Annotated in this window: 15 protein-coding genes; 4 read left to right on the top strand and 11 right to left on the bottom strand. The window is 68.6% G+C overall.

Annotated elements, in window-relative coordinates; translation table 11 throughout:
- The first annotated feature begins 6 nt into the window (after positions 1-6).
- Both KTN05_RS10140 and KTN05_RS10135 read left to right on the top strand, forming a co-directional pair.
- Positions 7-1,422 (top strand): pyruvate dehydrogenase complex E1 component subunit beta, encoded by a 1,416-nt coding sequence (locus KTN05_RS10140; RefSeq protein WP_217329288.1) that lies wholly within the window; start codon positions 7-9, stop codon positions 1,420-1,422.
- 10 nt (positions 1,423-1,432) lie between these two features.
- Positions 1,433-2,758, top strand: a complete 1,326-nt coding sequence (locus tag KTN05_RS10135) for a pyruvate dehydrogenase complex dihydrolipoamide acetyltransferase (protein WP_217329287.1) — start codon at positions 1,433-1,435, stop codon at positions 2,756-2,758.
- Between the two features lie 32 nt (positions 2,759-2,790).
- On the opposite strand, the gene KTN05_RS10130 is transcribed toward KTN05_RS10135, so the two are convergent.
- The 3 genes from KTN05_RS10130 to KTN05_RS10120 all read right to left on the bottom strand — a co-directional run bounded on the left by KTN05_RS10130 (position 2,791) and on the right by KTN05_RS10120 (position 7,989).
- Complete coding sequence (locus tag KTN05_RS10130; protein WP_217329286.1) at positions 2,791-5,847, bottom strand: efflux RND transporter permease subunit; 3,057 nt, start codon at positions 5,845-5,847, stop codon at positions 2,791-2,793.
- A gap of 12 nt (positions 5,848-5,859) precedes the next feature.
- Positions 5,860-7,113, bottom strand: a complete 1,254-nt coding sequence (locus KTN05_RS10125; RefSeq protein WP_217329285.1) for an efflux RND transporter periplasmic adaptor subunit — start codon at positions 7,111-7,113, stop codon at positions 5,860-5,862.
- Between the two features lie 99 nt (positions 7,114-7,212).
- Positions 7,213-7,989 carry a division plane positioning ATPase MipZ gene (locus KTN05_RS10120; RefSeq protein WP_217329284.1) on the bottom strand — a complete coding sequence of 259 codons (777 nt, stop codon included), beginning with the start codon at positions 7,987-7,989 and terminating at the stop codon, positions 7,213-7,215.
- A 132-nt stretch (positions 7,990-8,121) separates the two neighbouring features.
- Here KTN05_RS10120 and KTN05_RS10115 point away from each other — a divergent pair, with 132 nt between their 5' ends.
- Positions 8,122-9,003: an MBL fold metallo-hydrolase gene (locus KTN05_RS10115; RefSeq protein ID WP_217329283.1), complete on the top strand. Its 882-nt coding sequence runs from the start codon at positions 8,122-8,124 to the stop codon at positions 9,001-9,003.
- A gap of 53 nt (positions 9,004-9,056) precedes the next feature.
- Here KTN05_RS10115 and rpmE read toward each other — a convergent pair whose 3' ends face one another.
- The 7 genes from rpmE to ffh all read right to left on the bottom strand — a co-directional run bounded on the left by rpmE (position 9,057) and on the right by ffh (position 13,523).
- Entirely contained in the window at positions 9,057-9,278 is a 222-nt protein-coding gene (gene rpmE / locus KTN05_RS10110) for a 50S ribosomal protein L31 (protein WP_217329282.1), read from the bottom strand.
- 8 nt (positions 9,279-9,286) lie between these two features.
- Entirely contained in the window at positions 9,287-9,697 is a 411-nt protein-coding gene (gene rplS, locus KTN05_RS10105) for a 50S ribosomal protein L19 (RefSeq protein ID WP_217329281.1), read from the bottom strand.
- Positions 9,698-9,702: 5 nt separating this feature from the next.
- Positions 9,703-10,563 (bottom strand): tRNA (guanosine(37)-N1)-methyltransferase TrmD, encoded by an 861-nt coding sequence (gene trmD / locus KTN05_RS10100; protein WP_217329280.1) that lies wholly within the window; start codon positions 10,561-10,563, stop codon positions 9,703-9,705.
- A 96-nt stretch (positions 10,564-10,659) separates the two neighbouring features.
- Positions 10,660-11,157, bottom strand: coding sequence for a ribosome maturation factor RimM (rimM, locus tag KTN05_RS10095; RefSeq protein ID WP_217329279.1), 498 nt, complete (start codon positions 11,155-11,157; stop codon positions 10,660-10,662).
- A 61-nt stretch (positions 11,158-11,218) separates the two neighbouring features.
- Complete coding sequence (gene rpsP, locus KTN05_RS10090; RefSeq protein ID WP_217329278.1) at positions 11,219-11,647, bottom strand: 30S ribosomal protein S16; 429 nt, start codon at positions 11,645-11,647, stop codon at positions 11,219-11,221.
- A 59-nt stretch (positions 11,648-11,706) separates the two neighbouring features.
- The gene (locus KTN05_RS10085; RefSeq protein ID WP_217329378.1) at positions 11,707-12,003 is read right to left on the bottom strand and encodes a chorismate mutase; all 297 of its coding nucleotides are present in this window, start codon (positions 12,001-12,003) and stop codon (positions 11,707-11,709) included.
- Positions 12,004-12,026: 23 nt separating this feature from the next.
- Positions 12,027-13,523, bottom strand: coding sequence for a signal recognition particle protein (gene ffh, locus KTN05_RS10080; RefSeq protein WP_217329277.1), 1,497 nt, complete (start codon positions 13,521-13,523; stop codon positions 12,027-12,029).
- 165 nt (positions 13,524-13,688) lie between these two features.
- Between ffh and KTN05_RS10075 the strand changes: the two genes are divergently transcribed.
- Positions 13,689-14,294: a peroxidase-related enzyme gene (locus KTN05_RS10075; RefSeq protein ID WP_217329276.1), complete on the top strand. Its 606-nt coding sequence runs from the start codon at positions 13,689-13,691 to the stop codon at positions 14,292-14,294.
- Here KTN05_RS10075 and KTN05_RS10070 read toward each other — a convergent pair whose 3' ends face one another.
- Positions 14,295-15,074 carry an HpcH/HpaI aldolase/citrate lyase family protein gene (locus tag KTN05_RS10070; protein WP_217329275.1) on the bottom strand — a complete coding sequence of 260 codons (780 nt, stop codon included), beginning with the start codon at positions 15,072-15,074 and terminating at the stop codon, positions 14,295-14,297.
- Between the last annotated feature and the right edge of the window lie 72 nt (positions 15,075-15,146).

Genomic DNA, 15,146 nt, shown 5'->3' with positions numbered 1-15,146 from the left:
ACGACCATGGCAATCCAGATCCTGATGCCCGCCCTGTCCCCCACGATGGAGGAAGGGACACTGGCCAAGTGGCTGGTCAAGGAAGGTGACGCGGTGAAATCCGGCGACATCCTGGCCGAGATCGAGACCGACAAGGCCACGATGGAGTTCGAGGCGGTGGACGAGGGCACCATCGGCAAGCTGCTGGTGGCGGAAGGCACGCAGGGGGTGGCGGTGAATGCCCCTATCGCCGTGCTGCTGGCCGAGGGCGAGACGGCGGACGACGCCGAAGCCGCCGCCGCGCCGCGGGCCGATGAGCCTGCCCAGCAAGGTGCCGGCGAGAACAGCAAGGACGAAGCCGGCGAGACTCCCGAGCGCGCCCCCGCCGCCGCAAAGTCGGCGGTCGACGCGGTCAGCACCCCGGAACCGGACGAATCCCCCGATTGGCCCGAAGACACCGAACTGCGCCAGATGACCGTGCGCGAGGCGCTGCGCGAGGCGATGGCCGAGGAGATGGAGCGCGACGAGCGCGTCTTCCTGATGGGCGAGGAGGTGGGCGAGTATCAGGGCGCCTACAAGATCAGCCAGGGGCTGCTGGACCGCTTCGGCCCCAAGCGCGTCGTGGACACGCCGATCACCGAGCATGGCTTTGCCGGTCTCGGCGTCGGCGCGGCGTTCGGCGGGCTGCGTCCCATCGTCGAGTTCATGACCTTCAACTTCGCCATGCAGGCGATGGACCACATCATCAACTCGGCGGCCAAGACGCTATACATGTCCGGTGGGCAGATGGGCTGCCCGATGGTGTTCCGCGGCCCGAACGGGGCGGCGGCACGGGTCGCGGCCCAGCATTCGCAGGACTACGCGGCCTGGTTCGCGCATGTCCCCGGCCTCAAGGTCGTGCAGCCCTATTCGGCGGCGGACGCCAAGGGCCTGCTCAAGACCGCGATCCGCGATCCGAACCCGGTGATCTTCCTGGAGAACGAGATTCTCTACGGCCGGACCTTCGACGTGCCGGCGCTCGACGATTTCACCATTCCCTTCGGCAAGGCCAAGATCGCCCGCAAGGGCGGCGACGTGACCATCGTCAGCTTCGGCATCGGCATGTCCCACGCGCTTGAGGCGGCCGAGAAGCTGGCGGCGGACGGGATCGAGGCCGAGGTGATCGACCTGCGCACCTTGCGCCCGCTGGATTACGGGACGGTGCTGAAATCCGTGCAGAAGACCAACCGCTGCATCACGGTGGAAGAAGGCTTCCCTGTCGCTTCGATCGGCAACCACATCAGCGCCTGGCTGATGGAAAACGCCTTCGACTGGCTGGACGCCCCCGTCATCAACTGCACCGGCAAGGACGTGCCGATGCCCTATGCGGCGAACCTCGAACGGCTCGCGCTGATCACCTCGGACGAGGTGGTCGAGGCGGTGCGCAAAGTGACCTATCGGTAAGGGGGCCAAGATGGCTGTGGAAATCCTGATGCCCGCCCTGTCCCCCACGATGGAGGAAGGGACGCTGGCCAGATGGCTGGTCAAGGAAGGCGATACGGTGAAGTCCGGCGACGTGATCGCCGAGATCGAGACCGACAAGGCCACGATGGAGTTCGAGGCCGTGGACGAAGGCACCATCGGCAAGATCATGGTCGCCGAGGGCACGCAGGGGGTGGCGGTGAACACCCCCGTCGCGCTGCTGCTGGAGGAGGGCGAGAGCGCGGACGACGCGAAGGTTTCGAGCCCCGCGCCCGAGGCGAAGGCGCCCGAGGCCGAGAAGCCGAAGACGGACGAGCCGAAGGCTGATGCCGCTGCGCCTGCGCAGGCCGCACCGGCTCAGGCGGCGTCCGGGGGCAGGGGCAAGCGCCTCTTCGCCTCGCCGCTCGCCCGCCGGATCGCCGCCGAGCGCGGGATCGACCTGTCCGGCGTGACCGGCAGCGGACCGAATGGCCGGATCGTCAAGGCCGATGTGGAGGCAGCGAAACCGGGCGCCGCGAAGCCCGCCGCCGCGCAGGCCGCCCCCGAAGCGCCGAAGGCCGCGGCCCCCGCCGCTGCCGCCGCGCCGCAGGGCATGTCGGCCGACACGGTCCGCAAGATGCTGGAAGGCCGCGAGATCGAGGAGGTGCAGCTCGACGGCATGCGCCGCACCATCGCCGCGCGGCTGTCCGAAGCCAAGCAGACCATCCCGCATTTCTACCTGCGCCGCTCGGCCAAGCTGGATGCGCTGGTGGAGTTCCGGGCGACGCTGAACAAGCAGTTGCAGCCGCGCGGGGTGAAACTGTCGATCAACGACTTCATCATCAAGGCCTGCGCCGTGGCGCTGCAACAGGTGCCCGACGCGAACGCCGTCTGGGCCGGCGACCGCATCTTCAAGCTCACGCCCTCGGACGTGGCGGTGGCCGTGGCGATCGAAGGCGGGTTGTTCACGCCGGTCCTGAAGGACGCGCATGTGAAGACGCTCTCGGCGCTCTCGGCCGAGATGAAGGACCTTGCCAGCCGCGCCAAGACGAAGAAGCTCGCCCCGCATGAATACCAGGGCGGCAGCTTCGCCATCTCCAACCTCGGCATGTTCGGGATCGAGAATTTCGACGCCGTCATCAACCCCCCGCACGGCGCGATCCTCGCCGTGGGCGCGGGGATCGAGACGCCGGTAGTCGAGCATGGCGAGATCGTCATCCGCAACATGATGTCGATGACGCTGTCGGTCGATCACCGCGTCATCGACGGCGCTCTGGGGGCGAAGCTGCTGGACGCCATCGTGTCGAACCTTGAGCATCCGGTGGCGATGCTGGCCTGATCCGGTCCGACCCCACGCTTTCAAACGCCCGCCTACTCGGCGGGCGTTTCGCGTTTCCGGTTGAGCCCGATCCACCGCGCGAACACCCGTCCCAGCCATTGCTGCAGCCCGTCCAGCAGCGAGAACAGCGCCGGGACGAACAGCATCGACAGCATGGTGGACAGCAGCAGCCCGCCGATCACCGCGACCGACATGGGCGAGCGGAACTCGCTGCCATCCGCCTGCGACAGGGCCGAGGGCAGCATCCCCGCCGCCATGGCGATGGTGGTCATGATGATCGGGCGGGCGCGCTTGTGGACGGCGTCGAGGATCGCTTCGCGCTTCGGGGTGCCGCGCTGCATGGCGGAATTGGCGAACTCGACCAGCATGATCGCGTTCTTGGTCACGATGCCCATCAGCATCAGGAAGCCGATCACCACTGGCATCCCGATGGCGAAGCCGGTGAAAAACAGCGCAAGGATAGCGCCGCCGATCGCCAGCGGCAGCGACAGCAGGATCGAGACCGGCGTGATGAAGCTCTGGAACAGCAGCACCAGCACGACATAGACCAGCAGCACGCCCGACCCCATCGCCAGGGCGAAGGCGGAAAACACCTCGCCCATGATCTCGGCGTCGCCGGCGTTCTGGAACTCGGTTCCGGGGGGCAGGTCGATGCTGCCCTGCAAGCCCTGCACCTGCGCCGCGACCGGGCCCAGCACCGCGCCATCGGCGAGGTTGGCCGAGACGGTGGTGCGATAGCGGCGGTCGTAGCGCTCGATCTGCGTCGGCCCGGCGGACAGCGTCACCTCGGCCACCGCCGCCAGCGGGATCGGCCCGGCGTCCGACGGCACGCGCAGGTTCTGGATCTGCTGCAGGTCCTGCCGCGTGGCGTCGTTCAGCCGCACCACGATGGGAATCTGCTCGTCGCCCGTGTTGAACTTGGCGAGGTTCGCCTCGGTATCGCCGATCGTCGCCACCAGCAGCGTCTGCGCCATCGTGCTGGCCGAGATGCCGAGCTGCGCGGCAAGCTCGGGCCGGGGATGGATCTGGATTTCCGGGCGGCGCATGGCCGAGGATGAGGTCACGCCCTCCAGCGTGTCCAGCTCCCGCAGGGCCGTCAGCAGCCGGTCGGCCCCAACTGACGCGGCTTCCTCGGTGTCGGCCAGCACGCTGACCTCCAGATCGTTCGCGCCCTCCTCGTTCTGGAAGTTCAGCCGCATGTCGGGCACGTCGGCCAGCCCGTGCTTGAGCTGTTCCTCGATCTCGAACTGCGAGCGTTCGCGGGTGTGCTTCTTGCCGTAGTTCACCATGACCCGCGCCTCGGTCACGTCCTGTCCGTCGCCATAGACGAAGACCGACTGCACCTCGGGCACTTCCTCGATGCGGGCGGTCAGGCGGCGGCCGGCATCCTCGGTCTGCTCGACGGTCGAGCCGGGGGGAAGCTCCATCTTGATCTGGCTGCGGCCCTGATCGGACGGCGCGATGAACTCGGTCGGCAGCAGCGTGGCCGAGTAGATCGAGACGGCGAAGACGCCGATCCCCAGCAGCAGCGTCAGGACGCGGTGGCGCATCGTCCAGCGCAGCACCGTCATCAGCAGCCGCATGACGCGCCCGTCCTTCGGCTCGGCGGCATGGCCGCGGCTGCGCAGCAGATAGGCGGCCAGCATCGGGGTGATGATGCGGGCGGTCAGCAGCGAGAACAGCACCGCCACGGCGACCGTCAGGCCGAACTGCTTGAAATACTCGCCCGCGATCCCGCCCATGAAGCTGACCGGCGCGAAGACCGCGACGATGGACAGGCTGATGGCGATGACCGTGGTGCCGATCTCGGTCGCGGCTTCCTCGGCGGCCTCGTAGGCGCTGGTGCCCGTGTGGATATGGCGGACGATATTCTCGATCTCGACAATGGCGTCGTCCACGAGGATGCCCGTCACCAGCGTGATCCCCAGCAGGCTGATGCCGTTGAGCGAGAAGCCCAGCAGGTCCATCACGAGGAAGGTCGGGATCACCGACAGGGGCAGGGCGGTCGCGGCGATCAGCGTCGCGCGCCAGTTGCGCAGGAACAGCAGCACGACGATGACCGCCAGCGCGGCCCCTTCGTAGAGCGTCTCCATCGCGGAATGGTAGCTTTGCAGCGTGTAGGTGGTGGCGTCGTCGATCAGCGTGATCTGCACGTTCGGGTCGCGGGCCGCGATCTCGGCCAGCTTTTCCTTGGTGCCGTCGCCCGCCAGCAGGTCGGATGCGCCCATCGCCCGATAGACGCCGAAGGCCACCACGGGACGCCCGTCCAGCAGGGCGAAGCTGCGCTGCTCGCTCGCGGCCTCGGTCACGGTGCCGAGCTGGTCCAGCCGCACGGTGTTGCCGGTCGTCAGGCTGATCGGTGTCGCCGCAAGCTGCGCCACGTCGGCGGCGGAGCCGAGGGCGCGGATGGAGTATTCGCGCCCCGACACATCCTCGCGCCCGCCGCCCATGTCGATATTGCGGGCGCGAAGCTGCTGCGAGACTTCGGCCGCCGTCAGCCCCAGCGCCAGAAGCCGGTCGGGGTCGAGTTCCACGGTGATTTCCAGATCGGCCCCGCCGATCCGGGCGATCTCGGCCACGCCGTCCACGGTGGACAGCTCGCGCCCGATCACGTCGTCCACGAACTTCGACAGCGCGCCGACTGTGCGGGTCCGGTCGGCCACCGCATAGGTCAGGATCGGCATGCCGGTGACGTCGATGCGCTGGACGATCGGCTCCTCGATCGTCGCCGGCAGGTCGGAGCGGACGCTGGACAGCGCGTCCCGCACGTCGTTCAGCGCGCGATCGCTGTCGGTTTCCAGCTCGAACTCCACCGTCAGCTTGAGCGAGCCGTCCGTGGCCGTCGTCGTGATGTGGCGGACATCGGCAATCGACGCGACGGCATCCTCGATCGGGCGGGCGACCTGCGAGATGAGCTCGCTCGGCCCCGCGCCCTGCTGCGCGATGGACACGTCGATCAGCGGCAGGTCGATGTTCGGCATTGCCGTGACTGGCAGCCGGGCGAAGCTGACCATCCCGGCGATCAGCAGCACGAGAAAGATCGCGATGGGGGGAACGGGATTGCGGATCGACCAGGTGGACAGGTTCATGGTCGCGCTCCCCTATCCCCCGCTGGCCGGGGTTGTTCCCAGCGCGGCGGTGCCCTGCGGGGCGGGGGCCGCCGGCTCCGCTTCGGAGGCCGTCACCGGCTTCACCGGATCGCCATCGCGGAAGAAGGCGCCCGCCCGCTGCATCACGACCTCGCCCGGCGCCAGACCGTCGAGGATTTCGCGCTGGCCGTCCCACAGGACGCCCGCCGTCACGGGCCGGGTTTCCACCCGGCCGTCGCGGATCACCTGCACCCGCTCGCCGCTGCCATCGGCCAGCACGGCGGTCGCCGGGACGGTGATCGCCTCGCGCTCGTCGAGGATCACCGAGCCGCTGGCGAACAGCCCCGGCCGCAGACCGGCGCGGGGCTGAAGCGAGATGCGGATGTCGCCCAGTCGCGTGACCGGATCGACACTGGCCGGGATCAGCCGCACCTTGCCGGCGATCTGGCCCAGCCCGGCGACCACGACCTCGGCCGGATCGCCGACTTTCAGCCCCGGCAGGGCGGTTTCGAGGATCCGACCCTGAAGCTCGATCTCGCCATTCGCGATCACCCGGAACATCGGCTCGGCCGAGCCGCCCGACAGCGCGCCAAGCTCGGCGCTGCGTTCGGTCACGATGCCCGCCAGCGGGGCGGTGATGGTGGTGCGGCGGAGGTTCAGCCGGGCGATCTCCAGCGCCGCATCGGCCTGCGCAAGGTTCGCCCGCGCCACCAGCAGCCCGTCGCGGGCCGAGGCGGCGTCAGCCTCGGCCCCGATCTGCGCGGCCACCGCCTCGTCCAGCGCGGCCTGCGCGGTGTTGCCGCTCTGGTTCAGCTGGCGGGTGCGGGTCAGGACCGAGTTTGCCTGCGTCGCGGCGGCCTCGGCGCTTTCGATCTGGCTTTCGGCCTGGCTGATACTGGCGCCGGCGCGTGCGTGTTCCGCCTCGGCCTGCGCCAGTTGCGCGCGCAGCGTCGCGTCGGACAGGCGGGCGAGCGGTTGGCCCGCCTCGACCCGATCGCCGATCTCGGCGAGGATTTCGGTGATCTCGAACCCCGCGACCTGCGGATAGATCTGCACCTCCTGCCGGGCGACCAGCGAGCCGGAGACAGGCTCGCGCTGCTGGACCATGCTGCGCCGCGCCGGGGCGACGGTGACGGTGGGCACGATTTCGCCGGTCGTCGGGGCGGGGGAGGCCGTCTCGGCGCGGGTGGCGGTTGGAAGGCTGGTGGCGAGGGCCGGCAGCATCGTGCCGAGCAGAAGGGCCGCCACACGGATCGAGGCTTGCATTGCTGGACCGCCCGTGAATCGACGATCTTGTTTAGCAGCAAGGCCGCGATGCGACAATCCGGCGCAGTGAGGCCTGCCGCAAACTGACGTGACGGCGCTTCAGAACTTGGCGTCCACCCCCGGCAGGCGCAGTTCGGTGATGAGGTCGCGCAATTCCTGCCGCGCGGCGATGTTCGACATGGACAGTTGCGTCGTGCCGATGTCGCGCAGGTCCAGCAGCGTCAGCCCGCGCGGGAACAGCTCGCGGAAGATCACCCGCTCGGCGAACCCCGCTGCGACGCGGAAGCCGATGCGCTTGGACAACGAGGTCAGCGCCGTGCCGACCTTGCGCTTGTTGTGCATCTCCTGCGTGCCGAGGCGGTTGCGCAGCACGATCCAGTCGATCGGCCCCGCGCCGGCCTGTCCGCGCAGCTGACGGGCGTTCCAGACCATCTCGGCATAGATCGACGGGCCCAGCACCTTGCCCTCGGGCGACATGCGGGCCAGCAGGTCGAAGTCGATGAAGCTGTCGTTCATCGGCGTGATGAGGGTGTCGGCCAGCGCGTGGGCCATCTGGCTGAGTTTCGTGTGCGAGCCGGGGCAGTCGATCACGACGAAATCGCTGGCCTCGTCCAGCGCGGCGACGGCGGCGGACAGCGGATCGCCGTCGGCCTCGCGCGGCAGGGCGCCGAGCTGCGGGGTGGGCAGGTCCATCCCCTCGCGGACGAGGAACGCGGCGCGGTTTTCCAGATAGCGGCCGAAGCTGCGCTGGCGCACGTCCAGATCCAGCGCGCCGACGCGATGGCCCATCCGCGCGAGCGCGGTCGCCACGTGCATCGAGGTCGTGGACTTGCCCGACCCGCCCTTCTCATTGCCGACGACGATGATATGCGCCACGCGATTCCCCTTGCGATCCCGTGTTTAGCCACCGCCGCCCCGGCTTGGAAGTGGCGCGGCCGACCGTGACAGGGAGTATCGCGGCCCGCAACTTCTTGATATGCTTTCCCGCACGCAGCAGAGGACGCCGCCATGCCCCCGAGCCCCGTCGTCGATCATTTTTTCGACCGTGCAACCGGCAGCCTGCAATATGTCTTCCACGACCCCGCCACGATGAAGGGCGCCATCGTCGATCCGGTCTGGAACTTCTGCCCGAAAGCCGCCGCGACCAGCACTCGTTCGGCGGACGAAATTCTGCGCTTCGTGCGCGAGAAGGGGATCACGGTCGAGTGGGTCCTCGACACCCATCCCCATGCGGATCACTTCACGGCGGCCGCTTATATGTCGGACCGGCTCGGTGGCGTTCCGCGCGGGATCGGCGCGAAGGTGGTCGGGATTCAGCGGCTGTGGAAGGAACTCTACCACGACGGCCTGAGGACCGACGGCAGCCAATGGGATCGGCTGTTTGAGGATGGCGACAGCTTCATGGTCGGCTCGATCCCGGTGCGGGTGATGCTGTCGCCGGGGCATACGCTGGCCTCCGTCACCTATGTCGCGGGGGACGCGGCCTTCGTGCATGACACGCTGATGGTGCCGCAATCGGGCACGAGCCGCGCCGATTTTCCCGGCGGCAGCGCGGCGCAGCTTTGGGAATCGATCCGCGCGATCCTCGCCCTGCCGGCGCAGACGCGGCTGTTCGTCGGCCATAGCTACCCGGACAAGGACGCCGGGCCCGGTTTCATGGCCACGGTGGCCGAGCAGCGCGAGTCGAACATCCATGTCCGCGACGGGATCACGCGCGAGCAGTTCATCGCCACCCGCGAGGGGCGCGACAAAACGCTGAGCCTGCCCGACCGGATGCTATACGCCCTTCAGGTGAACCTGCGCGGCGGGCGGCTGCCGGAACCGGAATCCGACGGCAACTGCTATCTGAAGATCCCGGCCAACAGGTTCCCGGCGCCGTCCGCCGCCTGAACGCAAAACGCCGCCCCGAAGGGCGGCGTTCGTATCCGGCTCGTCGGCTGGGATCAGAAGCCCAGGCCGGCGTATTTGTTCTTGAACTTCGAGACGCGCCCGCCGGTGTCCATCAGCTTGGACGAACCGCCCGTCCAGGCCGGGTGCACGGTGGGATCGATGTCGAGGGTCATGGTCTCGCCCTCTTTTCCCCAGGTGGAATAGGTCTGGTAGGTCGTCCCGTCCGTCATCTTGACGGTGATGAGGTGATAGTCGGGGTGGATATCGGCTTTCATGGCGACCCTCAGGCGTTCTGGTTGGCACTGGCCGAATCGGGGGCCTTGTCGGCCTTCGGCTTGTAGTTGGTGACTTCGGCGATGCGGGCGGATTTGCCGCGGCGGTCGCGGAGGTAATACAGCTTGGCGCGGCGGACGCGGCCACGGCGCACGACCTCGATCGAGTCGATGTTGGTCGAATACAGCGGGAACACGCGCTCCACGCCCTCGCCGAACGAGATCTTGCGAACGGTGAACGACGCGCCGATCGTCTGGCCGCCCCGGCGGCTGATGCAGACGCCTTCGTAGTTCTGGACGCGGGTGCGGGTGCCCTCGGTCACTTTGTAGCCGACGCGCACGGTGTCGCCGGCCTTGAAGTCGGGGATGGTCTTGCCAAGCTCGGCGATCTGCTCGGCTTCGATCTGGGCGATCAGGTTCATCGCAATCAATCCTTGTCATGCTCGCGGTGGTCCCGCGATTGGTCTGATGCGCCCGAGAGCTGTCGGTCCTTTGTCGGGTCCACATGCCCTTCGGCATATGCCCGCCACAGGTCGGGGCGGCGTTCCTTGGTCAGGCTTTCGGCCTGCTCGGCCCGCCACCGCGAAATGGCCGCGTGGTTGCCCGAAAGAAGAACCTCGGGCGTCGCGCGGCCTTCCCAGAGGGCGGGCTTCGTATACTGCGGATGTTCAAGAAGGCCGTGGGAAAAGGATTCCTCGGCCAGCGAATCCTGATTCCCCAGCACGCGCGGTATAAGCCGCACCGCCGCGTCGATCAAGACCTGAGCGGCGATCTCTCCGCCCGTCAGGACATAGTCGCCGATGCTGATTTCCGTCACGTCGAAGGCATCCAGCACGCGCTGATCCACGCCCTCGAACCGCCCGCAGATCAGGGTGACGCCGGGGCCCTGGGCGAGGCGGCGAGCGATGGCCTGCGTCAGCGGCTTTCCGCGCGGGGACAGATAGACCACCGGCAGGCCGGGCGTCGCGCCCTGCGCCTCGCGCAGGGCCGCCGCCATCACGTCCGGTCGCAGCACCATCCCCGCGCCGCCGCCGGTGGGGGTGTCGTCCACATTGCGGTGGCGGCCTTCCCCGAACTCGCGCAGCGGGATCGTTCGCAGGTTCCACAGCCCTTCGGCCAGCGCCCGGCCGGTCAGCGACAGGCCCAGCGTGCCGGGGAACGCCTCGGGGAACAGGGTGATGATCTGCGCGGTCCATGCGCCGGCCACCTGCGGCTCGGCCATCATGTCGCGGGGCTTGAGGCTGGGCGTGACCCGCAGGCGGCCATGAGAGCGCGGCGCGTCGGTCATCGGCGCACGAGGGCGGGCCGCACGGCGAGCAGGGCGGCTGCGATGCTGACCGTCAGCAGGATCAGGGCCGGGCTGAACGTCGCGGACATGCGGTCCCTATTCGTCGGTTGCGGGCGGGTCGGCCACGATCCGGCCCGCGGCCAGATCGACGGTCGGCACCGCCACGCGGGTGAAGGGGATCAGCTGCAAACCCTTCGGCCCCGCCACTTCGAGGATGTCCCCCGCGCCGTGGTCATGGATCGCCCGCACGCGGCCCAGCACCACGCCGCCGGGGTCCGCGACTTCCAGCCCGATCAGGTCGGCATGGTAGAATTCGTCGTCGGGCAGGGCGGGCAGGGCGCTGCGGTCGGCCCAGAGGGTCACGCCCTTCAGCGCGTCCGCCTGCTCCTTCGTCTCGACATCCGAAAGCCGCGCGCCCAGCCCGCCATTGACGGGCCGGGTCAGGCGCACGGTGAAGCTGCGCTTTCCGTCCTCGGTGGTCAGCGCGCCGTAGGTCGCGATGTCCTCGGCCCGGGTGCAGAAGCTTTTCAGCCGCACCTCGCCGCGCACCCCGAAGGCGCCGGCGATGGCGCCCACACAGACGCGGTCGGTCATGCGCTTCCTCCGTCACGCTGCGGATGGCCGGGCGAGGGGCCGCCCGGCCGGGTGGTGGCGATCAGGGCGACTCGGTGCCGCTGGTCGCTTCGGATGCGTCGAGCGCGGTCTCGTCGGTCGTCTCGGCCGGAGCGTTGGCGGCTTCCGCCGCAGCCGCTTCGCGGGCGGCGCGCTTCTCGGCGCGGTCCTTCGCGTTCTTGCCGGGCTCGCCCTTCTTGAGGTTCGCGCGCTCGGTCTTTTCCTTGACGCCGGCAGCTTCCAGGAAGCGGGTCACGCGGTCGGTCGGCTGCGCGCCCTGGCCCAGCCAGTACTGCACCCGCTCCATGTCCATCTTGATGCGGTCCTCGCTGTCGCGGGGCAGCAGGGGGTTGTAGGTGCCCAGCTTCTCCAGGAAGCGGCCGTCGCGCGGCATGCGCGAGTCGGTCGCCACGATGGCGTAGTGCGGGCGCTTCTTGCTGCCGCCGCGGGCCAGACGGATCTTCATTGCCATTCGGTGTTCTCCTTGTGAAATGGCGGGATTGGCGGGAAACCCGCCGTTCAGGATTGAGGTCAGGATTGGAAATGCTCGTGATGCCGGATGACCTCGGCGATCACGAAGTTGAGGAACTTGCGCGCGAATTCCGGGTCGAGATCGGCCTCGCGCGCGAGGCGTTCCAGCCGCTCGATCTGCGCGGCTTCACGCGCCGGGTCGGAGGCGGGAAGGTCGTGTTCGGCCTTCAGGCGGCCGACCGATTGCGTGTGCTTGAACCGCTCGGCCAGCGTGAAGACCAGCACCGCGTCCAGCCGGTCGATGCTGGCGCGATGCTCCTTGAGCAGGCTGGCGGCGCGGGTGATGTCGTCGGTCACGATGTCTTCGGTCACGGGCGCGTTCATTTCTTGCCGAACAGCCCCGAAAGCCCGCCGGGCAGGTTCATCCCGCCCAGCTGCCCGCCCAGCCCGCGCGGGTCCTGAAGCATCTTCGTCGCCTCGGCCATCTTCGCCGGATCGACGTCGCCCATGTCGGGCAGCCCGCCGCCCTTGCCGGTCATGGCGCGCATCGCCTGCTTGAGCATCGCGCCCTTGCCCATCTTGCTGACCTTCTTCATCGTGTCGGCCATCTGCCGCTGCATCTTCAGCAGCTTGTTCAGCTCCGACACCTCCATCCCGGCGCCCGCCGCGATCCGCTTCTTCCGGCTCGCCTGCAGCAGTTCGGGGTTGGCCCGTTCCTTCTTGGTCATCGAGTTGATGAGCGCGATCTGCCGGCGGATGGCGCTGTCGTCCATGCCCGCCGCCTCGGCCTGCTTGGCCATCTTGCCCATGCCGGGCATCATCCCCATGATCGACTGCATCCCGCCCATCTTGAGCATCTGCTCAAGCTGGCCTTTCAGGTCGTTCATGTTGAACAGGCCCTTGGCGAAGCGCTTCATCATGCGCTCGGCCTGCTCGATCTCCAGCGTTTCCTGCGCCTTCTCGACCAGCGCGACGATGTCGCCCATGCCGAGGATGCGGCCCGCGACGCGCTCGGCATCGAAGCCTTCCAGCGCGTCCATCTTTTCGCCGACGCCGACGAAGCGGATCGGCTTGCCGGTGACGGCGCGCATCGACAGCGCCGCGCCGCCGCGCCCGTCGCCGTCCATCCGGGTCAGCACCACGCCGGACACGCCGACCTTGCCGTCGAACTCGGTCGCGACGTTGACGGCGTCCTGTCCGGTCAGGCCATCGACGACCAGCAGGGTCTCGCGCGGGTTGGCGACGTCGCGGACGGCCTGCACCTCGTCCATCAGCACTTCGTCGATATGCAGGCGGCCCGCTGTGTCGAGCATGTAGACGTCATAACCGCCCAGCGTCGCCTGCTGCTTCGCGCGCTTGGCGATCTGCACGGCGTTCTCGCCCGGCACGATAGGCAGCGTGTCCACGCCGACCTGACTGCCGAGGATCGCCAGCTGCTCCATCGCCGCCGGGCGGTTTGTGTCGAGGCTGGCCATCAGCACGCGCTTCTTCTCGCGGTCCTTGAGGCGCTTGGCGATCTTGGCGGTGGTCGTCGTTTTCCCCGAGCCCTGAAGCCCGACCATCAGGATCGGCGCGGGCGGGCTGTCGATGCGCAGCGCGTCGGGTTCGTCCTCGCCCTGCAGCATGGCGATCAGCTCGTCATGGACGATCTTGACGACCTGCTGGCCGGGGGTGATGGACTTGGTGACGGCGGCGCCGGTAGCCTTGGACGTGACCGAACGGACGAAGTTGCGCACCACCGGCAGCGACACGTCGGCGTCCAGCAGCGCCTGCCGGACCTCGCGCATGGCGGCGGTCACGTCCTCGGGTGACAGCGCGCCCTGCTTGGTCAGCCGGTCGAAGACGCCGCCAAGACGGTCGGAAAGGCTCTCGAACATCGCGGGTCCTCCATCGCTGGGCCGCAGCAAACAAGTGACGCCCCCGTGGGCGCAACGCGCTGACGGGGGGCGATCCCCGGCAGCCGGGGACCGGAAGGCTGGCCTTCCGGGAATCGGAAGGTCAATATCACGCACGGCGCAGGTGTCAATATTCTGGAGGGAACCATGACTGTCTTGGAGGGAATCAGGACTGGCCAGGCGATCAGCCGCTTTTCAGTGCCGGAGGTCGCCACGCTGCCGCAGGACATGCAGGACATGATGGCGGCGGTGCAGGAGAAATCGGGCTTCATCCCCAACATCTTCCTGGCGCTCGCCCATCGCCCGGCCGAGTTCCGGGCCTTCTTCGCCTATCACGACGCGCTGATGGAAAAGGACGAGGGGCTGACCAAGGCGGAACGCGAGATGATCGTCGTCGCCACCTCGGGTCTGAACCACTGCCAATACTGCGTGGTGGCGCATGGCGCGATCCTGCGGATCCGGGCGAAGAACCCCCGGATCGCCGATCAGGTGGCGATCAACTGGCGCAAGGCGCCGCTCAGCGAGCGGCAATACGCCATGCTGGAATATGCCGAGGCGGTGTCGCTGGACGCCGAGAACGTGACGCCCGAGGACCACGAGGATCTGCGCGCCGCCGGCTTCACCGACGACGAGATCTGGGACATCGGCGCCATCGCCGCGTTCTTCGGCATGTCCAACCGGCTGGTGAACATGGCCGAGATCCCGCCCAACGAAGAATTCTATCTGCTCGGCCGGTTGCCCCGGCAGGCGTGATCAGCCGTCCCGCAGCGCCCGCGCCGCCTCGCCCGCGGCGCGGATCGCCAGCGCATAGGTGATCACGTCGATCGAGGTCGCCACGAACCGGGCCCCCGCATCGAGGCATTGCTGCGCCAGCGCCGGATCGGTCATGAGGATGCCCGGCGCCTTGCCGGAGGCCGCGATGCGGCGGATGGCGTCCAGCACCGCCTCGACCACGGGGGCCGCGCCGAGATCGGCGCCGAAGCCCATGTCGGCGGCAAGGTCGGCGGGGCCGATGAAGACGCCGTCCACGCCTTCGACCGCGAGGATGTCGTCTAGCGCCGCCAGCCCGGCGCGGGTTTCCACCTGCACGCCCAGCCAGATCTGCTCGCCCGCCGTGGCGATGTAGTCCGTCACCGCGGCAAAGCCCGACGCGCGGGCCAGCGCCGCGCCGACCCCGCGATTGCCCTGCGGGGCATAGCGGGTGGCGCGGACCAGCCGCTCGGCCTGGCTCCTCGATTCCACCATCGGGATCAGGATCGACTGCGCGCCGATATCCAGCACCTGCTTGATCGCCCAGGTCTCGTCCATCGGCAGGCGCACGACCGGGTGGCTGCCCGACGCCTGCACCACGCGAAGCTGCGCCATGATCGACCGCAGGTCGTTCGGCGCATGCTCGCCGTCGATCAGCAGCCAGTCGAACCCGGCGGAGGCGGTGATCTCGGCGGCGTAGGAATCGGCAAGGCCGACCCATGCGCCCATGAGCGCCTCACCGGCGGCGAGGCGGGACTTGAAGGGGTTGTGCGGTGCGGGCATGGCGCTCTCGGCTGTGACGGTCGCGCCACCGTGCCCGGTATGGCGAGGCGGGGCAAGGCAGGGGCGCGGCTG

Source organism: Paracoccus sp. Z118, assembly GCF_019061185.1.
Classification (GTDB): Bacteria; Pseudomonadota; Alphaproteobacteria; order Rhodobacterales; family Rhodobacteraceae; genus Paracoccus.
The sequence above is the reverse complement of the archived record's forward strand: the minus strand, read 5'-3'. Positions and strand labels throughout refer to the sequence as shown.

Coding starts and splice junctions, on each gene's coding strand:
- KTN05_RS10140 (WP_217329288.1), top strand. CDS start 7: ATGGCAATCCAGATCCTGATGCCCGCCCTGTCCCCCACGATGGAGGAA.
- KTN05_RS10135 (WP_217329287.1), top strand. CDS start 1,433: ATGGCTGTGGAAATCCTGATGCCCGCCCTGTCCCCCACGATGGAGGAA.
- KTN05_RS10130 (WP_217329286.1), bottom strand. CDS start 5,847: ATGAACCTGTCCACCTGGTCGATCCGCAATCCCGTTCCCCCCATCGCG.
- KTN05_RS10125 (WP_217329285.1), bottom strand. CDS start 7,113: ATGCAAGCCTCGATCCGTGTGGCGGCCCTTCTGCTCGGCACGATGCTG.
- KTN05_RS10115 (WP_217329283.1), top strand. CDS start 8,122: ATGCCCCCGAGCCCCGTCGTCGATCATTTTTTCGACCGTGCAACCGGC.
- rpmE (WP_217329282.1), bottom strand. CDS start 9,278: ATGAAAGCCGATATCCACCCCGACTATCACCTCATCACCGTCAAGATG.
- rplS (WP_217329281.1), bottom strand. CDS start 9,697: ATGAACCTGATCGCCCAGATCGAAGCCGAGCAGATCGCCGAGCTTGGC.
- trmD (WP_217329280.1), bottom strand. CDS start 10,563: ATGACCGACGCGCCGCGCTCTCATGGCCGCCTGCGGGTCACGCCCAGC.
- rimM (WP_217329279.1), bottom strand. CDS start 11,157: ATGACCGACCGCGTCTGTGTGGGCGCCATCGCCGGCGCCTTCGGGGTG.
- rpsP (WP_217329278.1), bottom strand. CDS start 11,647: ATGGCAATGAAGATCCGTCTGGCCCGCGGCGGCAGCAAGAAGCGCCCG.
- ffh (WP_217329277.1), bottom strand. CDS start 13,523: ATGTTCGAGAGCCTTTCCGACCGTCTTGGCGGCGTCTTCGACCGGCTG.
- KTN05_RS10075 (WP_217329276.1), top strand. CDS start 13,689: ATGACTGTCTTGGAGGGAATCAGGACTGGCCAGGCGATCAGCCGCTTT.
- KTN05_RS10070 (WP_217329275.1), bottom strand. CDS start 15,074: ATGCCCGCACCGCACAACCCCTTCAAGTCCCGCCTCGCCGCCGGTGAG.